We start from the raw sequence: 14665 nt of genomic DNA, 5'->3' as shown, positions 1-14665 counted from the left end.
ACATTCCGGAGGATCACCATGCCCACATTCAGCACCCCGGCACCGATATCGGCCACGATCGAGCTCGTCGTCGGTGACGCGCGCATCACGGCGAGCGACCGCGACGACACCGTCGTGGACGTCCGCCCCAGCGACGGCTCCCGGGAAGCGGACGTCCACGCCGCAGAGCAGACCCGCGTCGAATTCTCCGCCGGCAGCCTGCTGGTCAAGGCGCCGAAGCAACGTGGTCTCGGCCTGTTCGGCAAGACCGGGTCCGTCGATGTCACCATCGCGCTGCCGACCGGCTCCCAGGTCGAGGGAGAGGCGTCGGTTGCGACGTTCCGTGGCACCGGCCGACTCGGTGCGTGCCGCGTCACGACGTCGACGGGTGACGTTCAGCTGGGCGGCACGGGCGCGCTCGACGTGCACACCGGGGCGGGAACGGTCGTCGTGGAACACGTCGCGGGAGATGCGGACGTGAGCACAGGGTCGGGCAAGCTCCGACTCGGCGAGATCGATGGCAGCGCGGTGATCAAGAACTCCAACGGCGACAACTGGATCGGCGCGATCGGCGGCGGACTGCGAGTGAAGACGGCCAACGGGGACATCTCCGTCGACGACGCCCGCGCCGACCTCACGGCCGCAACCGCCAACGGCGACATCCGCATCGGGCAGGTGGTGCGGGGCGCGGCGTCGCTCGAGACCGCGTGCGGCCGAATCGAGATCGGCATCCGTTCCGGAACCGCTGCCCGGCTCGACGCCCACACGTCCTTCGGGAAGGTGCACAACCACCTGGACTCCGTGGACGGCCCCGAATCGGTCGACGAGAAGGTCGATGTGCGTGCACGTACCAGCTTCGGCGACATCGTGATTCGCCGCGCGAATTCCCAGAAGTCAACCAGTCGAAAGGCAGAGTGATGACAGCGTCGACCACCACCCGATAGCGATAACGGCCACCGGACTGCGAAAGTCGCGAGGGAACGATCTTCTCGCTCCTCGGGCCCAACGGTGCCGGCAAGACCACCATCGTCCAGATTCTGTCCACCCTCATCGATGCCGACGGCGGTGACATCCGTATCGCGGGTCACGATCTCGCCCGTGAGCCCGACGCAGTCCGCGCCACGATCGGTGTCACCGGCCAGTTCTCCGCGGTGGACAACCTCCTCACGGGCCGTGAGAACCTGATACTGATGGCCGATCTGCACCACCTGGGCCGAGATGCGGGGCGGGAGCGCGCCGCCGAACTGCTCGCGCAGTTCGATCTCGCCGAGGCGGGCGCGAAGCCGGCCGGGAGCTACTCCGGTGGCATGCGTCGACGGCTCGACCTCGCGATGACCCTCGTCGGCGATCCCCGGATCATCTTCCTCGACGAGCCGACGACGGGTCTCGATCCGCGAAGCCGCCGCACGATGTGGCAGATCATCCGAGAACTCGTGGCCGACGGTGTGACGATTTTTCTCACCACGCAGTACCTCGAGGAAGCCGACCGGATAGCGCTCCTCGACGGCGGCAGGCTGGTCGCGGAGGGCAAACCCGAACAGCTCGAGCGACTCGTACCGGGCGGTCACGTCACCCTGCACCTGACCGGTGCGGACGAACTCGACGCGGCCGCCCGGGTGCTCGGGGACGCGAGCCGGGACGAGGAAGCGCTCCCCTCCAGGTTCCCAGCGACGGAAGCGTGCACGCGCTGCGGTCTCTGCTCGATCGGCTCGACCTCGCGTCGATCGAGGTCGAGAACCTGTCCGTCCACACGCCCGATCTCGACGACGTCTTCCTCGCGCTCACCGAGCGCACCGAAACCAGGAAAGATAGCCTCCGATGACGACAATCGGCTACGCGCTGACCGATTCGGCGACGATGCTGCGACGCAGCCTCCGGCACAGGATCCGGTACCCGTCGATGACGGTGATTCTCGTCGGGATGCCAATCGTCCTACTGTTGCTGTTCGTGTACGTCTTCGGCGGCACGCTGGGAGCGGGACTCGGTGATCCTGCCGGCGGACGCGGTGCCTACGTCGACTATGTGGCACCGGGAATTATCTTGATGACTGTCGCCAGCGCCGCGCAGGGAACCGCGATCTCGGTCGCCACGGACATGACGGAAGGCATCATCGCCCGGTTCCGCACCATGGCGATCGCGCGCGTGCCCGTCCTGACCGGGCACGTCATCGGCAGCATGATCCAGACGTTGATCAGCCTCGTGGTGGTCGTCGGTGTCGCTGTGCTCATCGGCTTCCGGCCCACGGCCGCGCTCGGCGAGTGGGTCGCGGCGATGGCGGTGCTCGCACTGTTCACCTTTGCGCTCACCTGGCTGTCCGTCGCGTTCGGGCTCGTGTCCAAGAGCATCGAGACGGCGAGCAACCTCCCGATGGTGCTGGTCCTGCTGCCCTTCCTCGGCAGCGGATTCGTCCCCACCGACTCCATGCCTGCCGGCCTCCGCTGGTTCGCCGAGTACCAGCCGTTCAGCCCCGTCATCGAGACCGTTCGCGGACTGCTGCTCGGCGGGCCCATCGGCAGCAGCGCGGCGCTCGCGATCGCCTGGAGCGTCGGTATCGCGCTGTTCGGCTACCCGTGGGCGCAAAGACTGTTCAACCGGCGCACGAGCTGAACATTTCACCCGTGCCGGCGGGCAATCGCCGAGGTAGTCTTCCGATGCCGCGGTTTCGCCACCGATGATGCAGCCGCAGGTTACAGTCGGAACCGGTTTTTCCTTCTTCAGCAGGGTGGGATCGCGATGAACTTGATCAAGAAATCGGCAGCGTCGGTCCTCGTCGCAGCGACGGTGACACTCGGGGCAGGTACGGCCCACGCCGACCCGGTAGTACCGAACACGGGGACGCCGGCCCTGGCCATCCCCGGCAGGCACGAGGTCGACAAGCAGAAGGCCCTCGAGAACATGCTCAACGAGCTCGGCGTCGGCTGGGCCAACGGGGGAGCGGCCGGTACGGCGATCGGTGCGCTCATGGGTCTCGGCGTCGGATGTATCTCGATGTTCCCCGGCAGTCTCGCCGGTTGCATCATCGGCACACCGATCGGGGCGATCACCGGCGCGATCGTCGGTATCGGACAGGGCAACCCCCGGGCGCAGCAGGCCATCCAGGAATACATCAACACGCCGTGAGTCGTTGTCCGTCAACTCTGTTCGCGGAGTAGACGGATCACGGGCGCGAACAGCTCCAGATACGGTTCGTGGACGGTGATGTACGAGAAACCGTAGCGCTCCCGATGGCGTCGGAGTTGCGCGGCCATCTCCGCCACGGTTCCCACGAGGACATACGGGGTGTCGAGGACGTCGTCGACCGTCATCGTCCCACCGAGCCGGTCCGCGATCTCGTTGGCCGCGGCCCGGCGGTCGTCCGTCTCGACGACCATCTGGACCAGCAGATGCCACTCGATGTCTTCGGCTCTCGCTCCGGCGTGCTCCCGCACGAAGCGAATTCGCTCGGCGGTCTCGTCCGCGGTGGCGAGTCGGAAGGTGCCCGGGGGTCGGCCCGGAATCTGAAATGCTCCCGCGACACCGACGATGTCTGCGTGTGCCGCCGCGATGCGCAGCACCCGGTCGCCGGTGCCGCCGATGATCAGCGGCGGGCCCGAGCCGCCGAATCCGCGCCGCTGCAACGGTCGTGGCAGGGCGCGGCCCTCGGGTAGCTCGTCGAGATCCGCGGTGAAGAAGGTGCGTAGGCCATCGACCATGTCCGACAACTGTTCGACCCGTCCGCCGAGGGCTTTCCATTCGATACCGGCAGCGTCGAACTCCCACTTCATGTGTCCGGCACCGAGTCCGATGTCGAGCCTTCCGTCGGTGAGGACGTCCGTCGTCGCGATCTCGCGGGCGAGGAGGGCGGCATTCCAGAACGGTGCGTTGAGCACCAGAGTTCCGACACGCAAGCGTGTGGCATCGGCGACGGCCACCAGCAGCGGAAACGGAGCGGGGGCGCCGAGATGGTCCGCGGCGAACACGGTGTCGTAGCCGGCGCTCTCGCCGAGCCGGCATCGGTCGAGAAGGGCGTCGCGGGATTCGAAGCCGAAGATGTTGAACGAGAATCTGAAATCACGCATGGACTTCACGATGCACCCGAAGTGGCTCGGCCGGTGACCGAATGCAGTGAGTGAATCCGGAACCGCATGAAGGTGAATGTGATGCTCGCCACAAATGGATGAGTTTTCCCACGTCGCTGTGTCGCACCGGCGTGGTCGAGCAACGATTAGGGCAGGCATGCCTTATCTTCTGCGATGTGACAACTAAGAGCATTTCACGCCTTCACGGCCCCAGTGTCGACTACGCCATCGCGGCTTTTCGTGTGGTTATCGGCTTCTTGTTCTTCTGCCATGGCACGTCGACGTTGTTCGCGTGGCCGACCGCACCTCATGGCGGGCATACCGCAGCGGTGGGTGCCTGGCCGAGCTGGTGGGGCGCAGTCATTCAACTCGTCTGTGGCGCCGCGTTGTTCCTCGGTCTGGGGACGCGGATCGCCGCGTTCATTGCCTCGGGTTCGATGGCTTACGCCTACTTCTGGAGTCACCAGCCGGACGGTGTCCTCCCCATCCAGAACAATGGTGAACTCTCGGCCATCTTCTGCTGGGCCCTGTTCCTGATGATCTTCCTCGGCGCCGGTGCTCTCTCGCTCGATCGCGTCATTGCTGGCGGTGGGCGCGCGGCGCAGTCGGACGACGTCGTCGATGGCACCGCCGGTGATCATGGACCTACCACCGAATCGCGTGAGGTGAACGCCTGAACAGCTTCTCGTGAGCCGGGGCGATGACCGTCATCCCCCGGAGGTGAGGTAGGCATCGACCGCTTGCTGGAGGCGGTCGAGGGCGGCACCGAACGCACTGAAGTCGCCCCGCCGCTGGGCGTCGCGGAGCTGTTCGAGTGCCGCCTTCAGCTCGACAGCCGCAGCGGTCGCATCCGCCAGGACGCCGCCGTCGGCGATCGGGAGGGTCAGCAGGTGCCGTACTGGATTCTGTTCGATCGTTCGAGCAGGGTGCGTTCGGAGGCGAACGCGGGTGTCGGAGATCATCGAGTTCTGAATCTGTTGTGGGACTTGGGTGAGGGCGTCGCATCGTCGGCTCGCCTACACGTTCGGCACCACACACGCGGAATGGGTGCCGTCCCGGATTGCCTCGGACATGCGAACAGTGCCCAGCGTCACGGAGACTGCTGGGCACTGCTCTCGTGCTCGGTATCGACCGAGGTGAGGGTTCTTGTTGCGGCTACCGAGTCCGGTACGTCGACGAGAAGGGTGGCCGCGCCAGCCGGAGCAGTTCCAGGGCCAGCAGCGAGCCTCGGGGTCCCAGTTCGTCCTGATATCGGCGGATCACGTCCGTCTCCCCGCCGAGGGCGACCATCGGTGCACCGGACTCGACCCGAGTTCGAGCCGCGAGCTGTGCGAGAGCGAGGCGGCGATTGACCGCGTCCAGGATCTCCGCGTCGAGGCGGGCGATCTCGGCGTGAACGCGTGCCAGATCTGTGCCGTCGGAGACTGCGCCTGCGGCGTTCTCGGTGACTGCCCCGAAATCGGTGTCCGTCATCGTTGCTCCTCGTCTGGGTGACCGTGTATGACCATCCTCGGACGGGAGCGACCGTGAAGACAGACACCCTGGGGTGGAGATTGCCGACCCCTGGGCGTGCCACGAGGCACTTGCGGCCTATCGCAGTGCGATGAACCGCTGCAGCTTCCCGCTCGCCTGATGACGTTGCAGTTGGTCGACGACCTCGATCCGCACCTGCGGATCGGACAATCCTTGCCGGCGCAGCGCCACGGTGACGGCCGACGTCAGCGCGGAGACGTCGGGGTCGCCGACCGCGAAGATCTCCGCTCCGTCGGCCGTCTGCCTGACCTGGTACTCGGACACGCGCGGATCTGCGCCGAGGACGTAACGAAACGTGCTCGCGGGCACGGTCGTCGTTCCGTACCGGAAATCGTCGTCGCGCCGCCCGCCGATGTCGGCGACGCGCACGAACGCGCTTCCGCATGCGCACCTACCCGGCAGCAACGTGACCTGATCGCCGAGGTCGTAACGGATGAAGGGAAACGTCCGGTTGGCCAGGCCCGTGGCGAGCGTTCGCGCCGCGGGCACATCGGCTGCAACCGGAGCACCACTCTCGTCGACACGCTCGAGCACAACCTCGTCCTCGCACACGTGCAGGCCCTCGCCGTATCCGCACCCCACGGCCTGCACACCGATCTCGGTCGACCCCCACAGGTTGTGAATCGGCGCCGACCAGGCGTCGCGGATGGCCTGCCGGTCCTCGTCCAACAGAGGTTCGGAGTTTGTGCTCACCCGCACAGGGCTGATGTCGAGATCACCCGCCACTGCCGCTCGGGCAAGTTGTCCGATCACCGTCGCGTAGCCCACCAGGTGCGTGGGCCGGGCAGCGGCCACCGCGGCGACGACCTCGTCGAACGGTGCGCCCGCCGGGATCACGACGGTCTCCATCCCCGGTGCGGTCGGCACATCGAACAGTGGGGTGCTCGCATGCGGGGGGACGCCGGCCGCGAGTACGGCAAGTCGCGCACACGACGGCGCCGACGACGCTCGCCGTTCCTCGCGCGCCTGGACCCTCCAGGCAAGGCACGCCGCCGAAACGTAGAACTGCCAATCCCAGACGTAGACGCCCCGGACACCACTCGACCCACCCGAGCTGAAGATCTGCTCGTCGCCCGGCGTGTACGAAAACCATTGCTGCTCGGCCAGAATCCGTTCGGCCCGTTCGCGATCGAGGTTGCGAACCGTGACGATCGAATCCCACTCGTCCTGAGCGTCCTGCTTCGTCATCATCGGCAGCGACGCCAGGTCGGTGAGCGAGGCCGAGGACGGATCGAGACCACGAAGTCTCCGGGCATGAAATTGCGACCGCTCGCGTGCGTGCGCGAGCAGGGCCCGCAGCCGCTCGATTCGGTAGCGCTCGATCTGTTCTCTCGACCAATCCAGGCGTCCCATGTGATCCTCGAGGGCGGCCTGCACAGCCTTCACCTGGCCGGCGCGCACACACGCGTACGCCGTGTGCTCCGCGTCTTCCGACGCACTTCCGGGAACCGATCGGGACATGAAGCCCTCCGCATCACGGTGGTTCGGCGCACCACGTTCGTACGTACCCTTCCGAGTTTTGCACAACGACGCACCGGCCGTCAGGCACGTGCGCGAACCCAGTTCGGTGCCCACAAGTCTCTCAGCGGGTCAGCCCCGCCGGCCCGGGGGTAGATCTCGTTGTATCAAGCGGAGTTCGGTGGCTGGGATGACAGCGGGGAAGAAGTAGTGGCCCTCTGGAGATTGGATCAGGTCGTCAGCGTTGATCCCGTGGACCTCCCACACGTCGACCGCCCCTCCCGTGTTGTTCATCTGAATGAACCAGTCGCGTTCCCACTCGTCGGCGGCGAGAAAGCAACCCTCCTGCTCCGGCCGCCGGCTGCCGGCAATACCGGGGGCAGCACCCATTCGGCTCCAGTCCAGGCCGTAGCGCGAAATGGATGCACGATTCAGCACGGAGGTGACGTGGTAGCGGAGAGGCACCATCCCAACGTAACGGGGCCCGGGCCTTCAGAGTTCGGCGGCCGGTTCGCGTTCGTCGGTGCGAACCTTTCGCAGGAGCCGTTTCAGTGTTCGGGAGTCCCTCCACCCGAACGAGGTGCGGTCTGTGGCGCGGCGGTGGAGCATGTCGAAGATTCGTGCGGGGACGACCACCCGGTGTCTCGCCGCACTTGCTACGACCTCGACGACCGCGCGCTGGGGCCGGTCGTCCTCGAGCGCGAAGCCCGTGTCGTGCAGCGCCGCGGGAGGCAGTGCCGGCCGCAATGCCGAGATCACCTCGTAGGCAAAGGCGTTGAAATCTTCTCTGCCGAAGGCGTTCGTGAGGGTGACCGTGGCAACCGAACCGAGCAGTTCCTTCTCGCGGGCCAACCGGGGGAGTTGCCGTTCCCAGTCGGGCGTCGAGGTGATGCCCGCTCCGGCGACCACGCCGACTGCGCCGAGGGCTCGCACATGGTCGATCCACCCGTGCGGGGGTACGACGACACCTTCGAAGAGAACGTCCGTGTCGTCCTCGATCAACAGGGTGCGCCCGTCGACCGATCGCAACGACAGCACTGCCGACGTCAAGCCGTCGACGCCATCGAAGACGGGGCTGGGATCTCGCCATCCGCGTCCCGCCAACTTCCGCAGCAAGGGTTGCTGCGTGCCGGGTTCCACGCTGTAGTCGAGCGCCACCATCGGTGTAATTCGCTGGTTTGCTGCGTGGTAGATCGCGATCGCGTCGACTCCTGAATCCCCCATGGATCGTTACAATGCCATAGAAAAAGTCCGACTGGAAGGTTTGTTCTCCCTTTTCGCGTGTGAGTCCGCGCCCACGCGCTGCCTGCGAGGCAGTCAATTCGAGTTTCGAAGTTCGAACTTGAGGACCTTCCCGGTCGGGGTGCGGGGGAGTTCGAGGGGAAAGACGATCTCGTCGGGGACCTTGAACTTCGCGAGGCGCCCGCGGGTGTGCTCGGCGAGTTCCTCAGCCGTGACCGTGGCCCCCTTCCTCACGATGACGAATGCCTTGGGCCGCTCACCCCACTTGGGATGTGGGACACCGATGACCGCGACGTCGAGTACGGCGGGATGCGTTCTCAATGCCTGCTCCACCTCGATGGTCGAGATGTTCTCGCCGCCGGAGATGACGATATCCTTCGCGCGGTCCTTGAGCTGGATGTAGCCGTCCGGGTGCAGGACGCCGAGATCGCCCGTGTGGAACCAGCCGCCGGCGAAGGCTTCCGCGGTGGCCTCGGGGTTGCGGTAGTAGCCGAGCATGACGTTGTTGCCGCGCAGCACGATCTCGCCCATGGTCTCGCCGTCGGCGGGGACGTCGATCATCTGCGCGTCGACGACGCGGGCGTTCTCCGCCTGCACCATGCCCACGCCCTGCCGGGACAGCAGGGACGCGCGTTCCTCGGCGGTGCGCTCGCTCCACGACTCCTGGTACTCGCAGATCGTGTACGGCCCGTAGACCTCGGTCAGCCCGTACACGTGGACGACGGTGACGCCGATCGCCTCCAACTGGGCGATCACCGTCGGTGACGGCGGCGCCGCGGCGGTGGTGATCCGCAGTGCATCGACCGGATGTGCCTGGGGCGCTTCGGCAATGGTGGAACACACGGCGGGAGCGCCGCACAGGTGAGTGACCCCGAGGGTGTCGATGGCGTCCCAGATCGCGTCGGCGCGCACCGCGCGCAGGCAGATGTGCGTGCCGGCGGCCTGCGTGACCGCCCACGGGGTGCACCAGCCGTTGCAGTGGAACATCGGCAGCGTCCACAGGTATTTGGTGGACCCGGTGAAGCCGTTGTGGAACGTTTCGCCGAGGGAATTGAGGTATGCGCCGCGGTGCGTGTACATCACGCCCTTCGGTTTCCCCGTGGTTCCGGACGTGTAATTGATCGCGATCACCTGCTGTTCGTCGTCGACACCCCAGTGCAGAGGGATGTCGGCCACGTCGTCTGCGGCTGCGAGGAAGTCGGCGTACATCCCGGTCGCGATCCCCTCCGGGACCACCGGCCGCGCGATCGTGGAGTCGGGGATCTCGATCACCTCGCGCAGACTCGGAACGGCATCGCGGGCGGTCGCGACGGATCCGACCAGTTCGGAGTCGACGAACAGCAGGCTCGTCCCGGAGTGCTCGAGGATGTACTCCAGCTCGCGGCCCGCCAGTCGCGAGTTCAGCGCGATGAAGACGCCACCTGCGAGGGGCACCGCGAAGTGGGCGAACAGCATCTCGGGCGTGTTCGGGCACAGGAACGCAACGCGGTCGCCGGGCTCGATCCGGCTCCGCAGGACCCGGGCGAGTCTCTCGACCTCGTCGCCGAACTCGCGATAGCTGTAGCGTCGGTCGCCGTGAATGACGGCGACCCGGTCCGGGAACACGGTCGCCGAGCGCTCGAGGAAGCGCAGCGGACTGAGCGGTGTGTGGTTCGCGGGCGAGAGGGTCGGTCCGGACACTGGAACCTCCGAGATGTGGTGAAGGTGCTCTGACGGGCGATACACGCCCAAGACGACGTTATGGAACATCACGCCGGCACCGCTACCCTCCGAGGTGGGTATGCCGAATATGAGAGTGCCGGTCAACGACACGTCGAGACCCAGCGACACCGACGCGATCCGCGCCGAGCCGACCGGCTGTCGCTGAGCATCGAGACCGTCACGTCGTACATGCGCAATCTGATGGGCAAGTTGGAGATGCGCAGCAGTCGGGAGTCCGTCGTGGACGCCCGGCGACGGGGTTTGCTTCCCTGCCCGGTCACCGTCTCGGTGGGTGACCGAGATCCCCTGCCTTCGAGGGCTGTTCATCTCGTTTCGAACGGGACATCCATGCAGGCTGCCGCGGCGAAGACGGGGTGCGGAGGGTGCGCCGCGCGGGGTCGTGTCGAAATCGAGACCACGCAGCAGGGCTGGGAATGGGTGAGCCGCTGGGGCATTCGTTCGCCCGTCCGACGCATTACGGAATTGTCACGACATGACGTCGAAAAGGTATCGAAACCTCAGAACAGCACAATTTTCACTCGCGTTTCTCAATAGTCGAACATCCGTACCTTGTTCATGCCGTGTGAATTTCGGGAGGAGGCCACGTTCGGGGGCCCGCCGCTGCAGATCTGCCGACGCGGGTTCGTAATCCCGACACCTTCGAGGCGCGGGACGAGGCACCGAAAGGGATGGCTGGGCCGACAACCGAGGCGTTGTCGCCGGCACGCCGCGTCCGCAAGCGCGGAGAGGATTGAGCCAGCATGACCACTCGCAACATGGAGAAGCACACCCTCGGCTGGATCGCCCTGATCGGCGCGGTCGTCACCGTCCTGCTCGGGTTGGGCGCCGGAACCGCCGGAGGCGCCCCGCACGACTGGGAAGAAGTCGCCGAGTGCGAAAGTGGCGGCGACTGGACCACCGACACCGGAAACGGTTTCTACGGCGGACTGCAGTTCACACCGGAAACCTGGAAAGCCAACGGCGGAACGGGCGTGGCCTCGGAAGCCAGCCAGGCCGAGCAGATCCGGGTCGCCGAGAACGTCCTGAAAACCCAGGGCCCCGGCGCGTGGCCCGTGTGCGGACAGTATCTGAAGAAGGGCGGCACAGCGCCCGTCGAGGTACCTCACACCACGCCGGCGCCAGCACCTGCACCGGCAATCGAGGCTCCGGGCGCTGTTGAGACGCCGGACGTTGTCGAGACGCCGGATGCTGTCGAGACGCCGGATGCTGTCGAGACGCCGGACGTTGTCGAGACGCCGGATGCTGTCGAGACGCCGGACGTTGTCGAGACGCCGGACGTTGTCGAAGCGCCTGCGACCGTCGACGATTCCGCCGCGGTGAAGGCGGCGGTGAAGGCGGCCGCCCAGGAGGCGCTGAACAGCGCCCGTGAGCTTGCCGAGCAGAACGGGTCGGGTCAGGTCTTCGAGGAGCGGGCGTCGGCTCCCCGGTAACGTCCGACGGTTCTTGTGCGAACTAATCACACAGAACTGTCGTGTCGTCGCCTACGAAGGAGATTTCGTGCAGAAGAAGTCCGCTCGACGTACCGCAGCATTGGTCGGGATCGTGGCCACGCCCCTCGTCCTCGGGGCCACCGTCGGTGCCGGCACCGCGAGTGCCGAACCCTGGCACATCGGACCCGTCTACCGTGCCGAGACGTCCGGTGAAGGCGCGGAATATTTCTGCGGGAAGGCGGCGGCGCTCGAACAGACGTCGGGAGTCGTGATCGTGCCGTGCACGTTCGATGAACCGACCAACGTCTGGTACCGCGTCGTCTTCAACCCGGCCTCCTGGGACTTCGACTTCTGAGGTGGACTGCAGGGATCGGAGCCGCACCTGACGAAGCGGTGACCGGGCACGGTCGCCGCACTCCGCTTCGTCGAGTGCGTCGCCTCTCGGCCCAGCGCAAACTTCTCGGTATGGCCGAGGGAAGAGCAGGATGAGTGTCGAGACAGCCCAGCGCAGCGAGGCCGACCTCGCAATGGCGCGGAGTTGGCTTCTGGTTCCAGCAGGCGGTGGCGGGGGCCTCGCGGCGGCGGCTGCGTCCGGCGCCGACGCACTGATCATCGACCTCGAGGACGGCTTGCCGTTCGCGGCGAAAGACGCGGGGCGCGTCTGCACCGCCGAGTGGCTCATGGGGAATGCGGGTTGGGTGCGGATCAACGACGCGACCACCCCGCACTGGCAGCGCGATCTCGACGCGATCCGCGGCCTGCCCGGGCTGCGCGGGCTGATGCTGTCGAAAACCGAATCGCCCGAACAGGTGCGGGATACCGCCGCCGAGATACCCGGTGTTCCGGTGGTCGCCCTCGTCGAGTCCGCGGCCGCGATCGTGGCCGTGGACGACATCGCTCGCACCGCTCCCGTCTCTCGACTCGCGTTCGGGATCGGCGACTACTGCCGCGACACCGGTGCCGGGCGAACCCCGATGGCGTTGGCGTACGCCCGATCCCGGCTCGTCAATGCGAGCCGGGCAGCCCGGATCGGAGCCCCGATCGACGGGCCGACGCTGTCGCGTGACGCCGAGGTCGTCCGGGACGACACGCGACTGGCACGGGAGATGGGGATGACCGGAAAACTGACGCTCGCGACCGAGCAGGTGCAGGTGATCAATACCGCGTTCGCACCCGACTCGAATGACATCTCGTGGGCCGAAACGACGATCGAGCGTCTGGGTGCGGACGGTAGCCGTGTCACTCACGGCGGACATCCGCCGCAGCTCGCGCGGGCCCACGACATTCTCCGTCGCGCAGACCACTTCGCGTCGCAGGCCTAGGACGGTCCGGCGACCTCGTGTTCGGCCTGCCGGGTCGCGCGGTACGCGGTGAACACGCCGGCCGCCGCAATGACGCCGAGGCCGAGGAAGAGCACTCGGGCCGAGGTGAGGGTCGAGGGCGCACCGAGGTTGACCAGCACACCGGCGACGGCCGATCCGACGGCCATGGCGATCAACTCGACCGTGTTGAGCCCGGCCGCGGCCTTGGCCCCCTCCTGCTCGTCGTCGGTGCTCCGCATGGCTGCGACCATCAAGTGAGGGAAGGCGAGGCCGATCCCGGCACCCGCGGCGGCCAGGGCGCCTGCCCACAGAATCACCACGCCCAGTCCGGCGTCGTCACGCCAGAGCGCCGCGGTGAGGAGCAGGCCGGCGGCGAGGATCAGTGGTCCGGCGATTTTGGCCGCCGTCTGCGCACGTGGGCGGGTGATGTCGGAGCTGAAGATCATGGTCACCGACCATCCCACCGACATCATGGCGCCGAGGAATCCCGCGGCGAACGGAACCAGTCCGGCGAGCCGTTGACCGAACAGGGGTGTGAAGGCCTCCGACACGGTGCCGGACGCGAGCACCGCGATGGTGAGATAGATCCACTTCAGCGACGACCCCCGGGTGTACGTCGACTGCGGCAGCACACGGCGCGGTGATCGCCGCTCCCAGGCCAGGAAGAGAACGATGAACGCGGCGCCGACCGCGATCAGGGCCAGCATGTGGGTGCGGTTGCCGAGGATTCCCGCCACGCTGATCGCAATCGTGGCGAGGGTGAGCAGTACGAGTGACGTGGCAGGCACGGGTTCTCCGCCACGCACACGATCGGTGCGCGGCAACGCCCGGGGCGCGATCGCGGCGATGGCGGCGGCGACCACCGCCAGCGCGACGAATGCGAGGCGCCACTGGCCGAGTTGGGCGAACAGCCCACCGATCGCCGGTCCGGCGAGAGTTCCGACGCCCCACATGGCCGAGACCAGCGCGGTCGCGCGGGCCCACAGATGTTCCGGGAGCGCCTCGCGCAGTACGGCGTAACTCAACCCCGCGAGCAGGCCCCCGCCGAGCCCCTGGACCGCACGTCCGACGAGGAGCACTTCCATCGACGGGCTGAGGGCGCAGATCATGGTGCCGGCGAAGAACGGAGCCAGAGCGAACAGATACGCACCGAGCGCCCCTCGATGCGCGAGCAGCCGGCTGACGGTCATCGACGAGATCACGGACGCCACCATGAAGACGGTCGCACTCCACGCGTACAGCGATTCACGCCCGAGTTCACCGATGGCGGTGGGCAGCAGGCTCGTCGTCAGAAAGATGTTGACGGCGTGCAGTCCGACGCCGCCGGCGAGGACGGCGGAGGTGGAGCGGTAGCGGGGTCCGAGCAGTTCGGACCAGGTGGCCGGTGACGGGGCGGTCGTTGTCATGCACTCCACGCTAAAATCTCGAGTGGACTCGAGGTCAAGGGGATGATGCGATGTCTTTGGATCCGAAGGACCTGCTGTCGGTGGGGGAGGTGTCCCGTCGGACCGGTGTCGCCGTGTCGGCACTCCACTACTACGAGCAGCTCGGACTGATCGCGTCGACGAGGACGTCCGGGAATCAGCGCCGGTACGAACGCCACATGCTCCGGCGGATCTCGCTGATCGTGGTGGCCAAACGGCTCGGGATTCCGCTGGCGGACGTGGGAGCGGTATTCAAGACTCTCCCCGCCGACCGGATGCCGTCGATCCGCGACTGGCAGCGCGTATCGAAGCTGTGGCGGGTGCAGCTCGAGGATCAGCGCAAGCGAATCGAGCGCCTCGAACACGAGCTCACCGGATGCATCGGGTGCGGTTGCCTGTCGATGAAGGCGTGCTATCTTCTCAATCCCGAAGACCAACTTGCGGTGGAGGGTTCGGGTCCGAACCGGCTCTGAACGGATCGCGATCGCTCCGCGAGG

General features: G+C 66.7%; 15 protein-coding genes and 3 pseudogenes. 10 read left to right on the top strand and 8 right to left on the bottom strand.

The features are described 5' to 3' along the window. The first annotated feature begins 18 nt into the window (after window positions 1-18). The 4 genes and pseudogenes from DTA22_RS01010 (at window position 19) to DTA22_RS00995 (ending at window position 3099) form a co-directional block, all read left to right on the top strand. Window positions 19-897 carry a DUF4097 family beta strand repeat-containing protein gene (locus DTA22_RS01010; protein WP_112298240.1) on the top strand — a complete coding sequence of 293 codons (879 nt, stop codon included), beginning with the start codon at window positions 19-21 and terminating at the stop codon, window positions 895-897. Window positions 898-953: 56 nt separating this feature from the next. Further along, window positions 954-1801: pseudogene (locus tag DTA22_RS01005) on the top strand (ATP-binding cassette domain-containing protein); the annotation flags it as partial. After that, complete coding sequence (locus DTA22_RS01000) at window positions 1798-2586, top strand: ABC transporter permease (protein ID WP_112298239.1); 789 nt, start codon at window positions 1798-1800, stop codon at window positions 2584-2586. The pseudogene DTA22_RS01005 and the gene DTA22_RS01000, both read left to right, overlap by 4 nt. Before the next feature lie 126 nt (window positions 2587-2712). Beyond that, window positions 2713-3099, top strand: a complete 387-nt coding sequence (locus DTA22_RS00995) for a hypothetical protein (protein ID WP_009472745.1) — start codon at window positions 2713-2715, stop codon at window positions 3097-3099. Window positions 3100-3110: 11 nt separating this feature from the next. Here the strand turns inward: DTA22_RS00995 and DTA22_RS00990 are convergent, their stop codons facing one another. Then, window positions 3111-4037: an LLM class F420-dependent oxidoreductase gene (locus tag DTA22_RS00990; RefSeq protein WP_112298238.1), complete on the bottom strand. Its 927-nt coding sequence runs from the start codon at window positions 4035-4037 to the stop codon at window positions 3111-3113. 176 nt (window positions 4038-4213) lie between these two features. Between DTA22_RS00990 and DTA22_RS00985 the strand changes: the two genes are divergently transcribed. Further along, entirely contained in the window at window positions 4214-4714 is a 501-nt protein-coding gene (locus DTA22_RS00985) for a DoxX family protein (protein WP_063748230.1), read from the top strand. A 30-nt stretch (window positions 4715-4744) separates the two neighbouring features. Here the strand turns inward: DTA22_RS00985 and DTA22_RS00980 are convergent. The 6 genes and pseudogenes from DTA22_RS00980 to DTA22_RS00955 all read right to left on the bottom strand — a co-directional run. After that, window positions 4745-5038: pseudogene (locus DTA22_RS00980) on the bottom strand (hypothetical protein); the annotation flags it as partial. Between the two features lie 154 nt (window positions 5039-5192). Beyond that, a complete protein-coding gene (locus DTA22_RS00975) occupies window positions 5193-5510 on the bottom strand; it encodes a chorismate mutase (RefSeq protein ID WP_037233771.1) in 318 nt (105 codons plus the stop codon). A 117-nt stretch (window positions 5511-5627) separates the two neighbouring features. Next, window positions 5628-7031: a phenylacetate--CoA ligase family protein gene (locus DTA22_RS00970; RefSeq protein ID WP_112298830.1), complete on the bottom strand. Its 1404-nt coding sequence runs from the start codon at window positions 7029-7031 to the stop codon at window positions 5628-5630. Window positions 7032-7160: 129 nt separating this feature from the next. Continuing rightward, window positions 7161-7418, bottom strand: coding sequence for a hypothetical protein (locus tag DTA22_RS00965; protein ID WP_174233726.1), 258 nt, complete (start codon window positions 7416-7418; stop codon window positions 7161-7163). Window positions 7419-7520: 102 nt separating this feature from the next. Beyond that, complete coding sequence (locus tag DTA22_RS00960; protein ID WP_112298236.1) at window positions 7521-8252, bottom strand: hypothetical protein; 732 nt, start codon at window positions 8250-8252, stop codon at window positions 7521-7523. A gap of 93 nt (window positions 8253-8345) precedes the next feature. Then, window positions 8346-9950 (bottom strand): AMP-binding protein, encoded by a 1605-nt coding sequence (locus tag DTA22_RS00955; RefSeq protein ID WP_112298235.1) that lies wholly within the window; start codon window positions 9948-9950, stop codon window positions 8346-8348. A gap of 168 nt (window positions 9951-10118) precedes the next feature. Between DTA22_RS00955 and DTA22_RS00950 the strand changes: the two are divergent. The 4 genes and pseudogenes from DTA22_RS00950 to DTA22_RS00935 form a co-directional block, all read left to right on the top strand. Further along, window positions 10119-10241, top strand: a pseudogene (locus DTA22_RS00950) (LuxR C-terminal-related transcriptional regulator); the annotation flags it as partial. 491 nt (window positions 10242-10732) lie between these two features. Further along, entirely contained in the window at window positions 10733-11422 is a 690-nt protein-coding gene (locus tag DTA22_RS00945) for a transglycosylase family protein (RefSeq protein ID WP_112298234.1), read from the top strand. A gap of 67 nt (window positions 11423-11489) precedes the next feature. After that, window positions 11490-11777, top strand: a complete 288-nt coding sequence (locus DTA22_RS00940) for a hypothetical protein (protein ID WP_112298233.1) — start codon at window positions 11490-11492, stop codon at window positions 11775-11777. Between the two features lie 130 nt (window positions 11778-11907). Beyond that, on the top strand, window positions 11908-12744 hold the full coding sequence (locus tag DTA22_RS00935) for an HpcH/HpaI aldolase/citrate lyase family protein (protein WP_112298232.1): 837 nt from the start codon (window positions 11908-11910) through the stop codon (window positions 12742-12744). On the opposite strand, the gene DTA22_RS00930 is transcribed toward DTA22_RS00935, so the two are convergent. Continuing rightward, window positions 12741-14150 (bottom strand): MFS transporter, encoded by a 1410-nt coding sequence (locus DTA22_RS00930; protein WP_037233755.1) that lies wholly within the window; start codon window positions 14148-14150, stop codon window positions 12741-12743. The two genes, DTA22_RS00935 and DTA22_RS00930, sit on opposite strands and share 4 nt — an antisense overlap. Window positions 14151-14200: 50 nt before the next feature. Here DTA22_RS00930 and soxR point away from each other — a divergent pair, with 50 nt between their 5' ends. Next, window positions 14201-14641: a redox-sensitive transcriptional activator SoxR gene (soxR, locus tag DTA22_RS00925; RefSeq protein ID WP_037233753.1), complete on the top strand. Its 441-nt coding sequence runs from the start codon at window positions 14201-14203 to the stop codon at window positions 14639-14641. Window positions 14642-14665 lie beyond the last annotated feature (24 nt).

Origin of the sequence: Rhodococcus wratislaviensis (genome assembly GCF_900455735.1) — a bacterium.
GTDB classification, from domain to species: Bacteria; Actinomycetota; Actinomycetes; order Mycobacteriales; family Mycobacteriaceae; genus Rhodococcus_F; species Rhodococcus_F wratislaviensis.
Note: the sequence above shows the minus strand (reverse complement) of the source record. Positions and strands in the feature narration are given on the sequence as shown.

Coding starts and splice junctions, on each gene's coding strand:
- DTA22_RS00960 (WP_112298236.1), bottom strand. CDS start 8,252: ATGGGGGATTCAGGAGTCGACGCGATCGCGATCTACCACGCAGCAAAC.
- DTA22_RS00945 (WP_112298234.1), top strand. CDS start 10,733: ATGACCACTCGCAACATGGAGAAGCACACCCTCGGCTGGATCGCCCTG.
- DTA22_RS00975 (WP_037233771.1), bottom strand. CDS start 5,510: ATGACGGACACCGATTTCGGGGCAGTCACCGAGAACGCCGCAGGCGCA.
- DTA22_RS00990 (WP_112298238.1), bottom strand. CDS start 4,037: ATGCGTGATTTCAGATTCTCGTTCAACATCTTCGGCTTCGAATCCCGC.
- DTA22_RS00930 (WP_037233755.1), bottom strand. CDS start 14,150: ATGACAACGACCGCCCCGTCACCGGCCACCTGGTCCGAACTGCTCGGA.
- DTA22_RS00995 (WP_009472745.1), top strand. CDS start 2,713: ATGAACTTGATCAAGAAATCGGCAGCGTCGGTCCTCGTCGCAGCGACG.
- DTA22_RS00965 (WP_174233726.1), bottom strand. CDS start 7,418: ATGGGTGCTGCCCCCGGTATTGCCGGCAGCCGGCGGCCGGAGCAGGAG.
- DTA22_RS01000 (WP_112298239.1), top strand. CDS start 1,798: ATGACGACAATCGGCTACGCGCTGACCGATTCGGCGACGATGCTGCGA.
- DTA22_RS00935 (WP_112298232.1), top strand. CDS start 11,908: ATGAGTGTCGAGACAGCCCAGCGCAGCGAGGCCGACCTCGCAATGGCG.
- DTA22_RS00970 (WP_112298830.1), bottom strand. CDS start 7,031: ATGTCCCGATCGGTTCCCGGAAGTGCGTCGGAAGACGCGGAGCACACG.
- soxR (WP_037233753.1), top strand. CDS start 14,201: ATGTCTTTGGATCCGAAGGACCTGCTGTCGGTGGGGGAGGTGTCCCGT.
- DTA22_RS01010 (WP_112298240.1), top strand. CDS start 19: ATGCCCACATTCAGCACCCCGGCACCGATATCGGCCACGATCGAGCTC.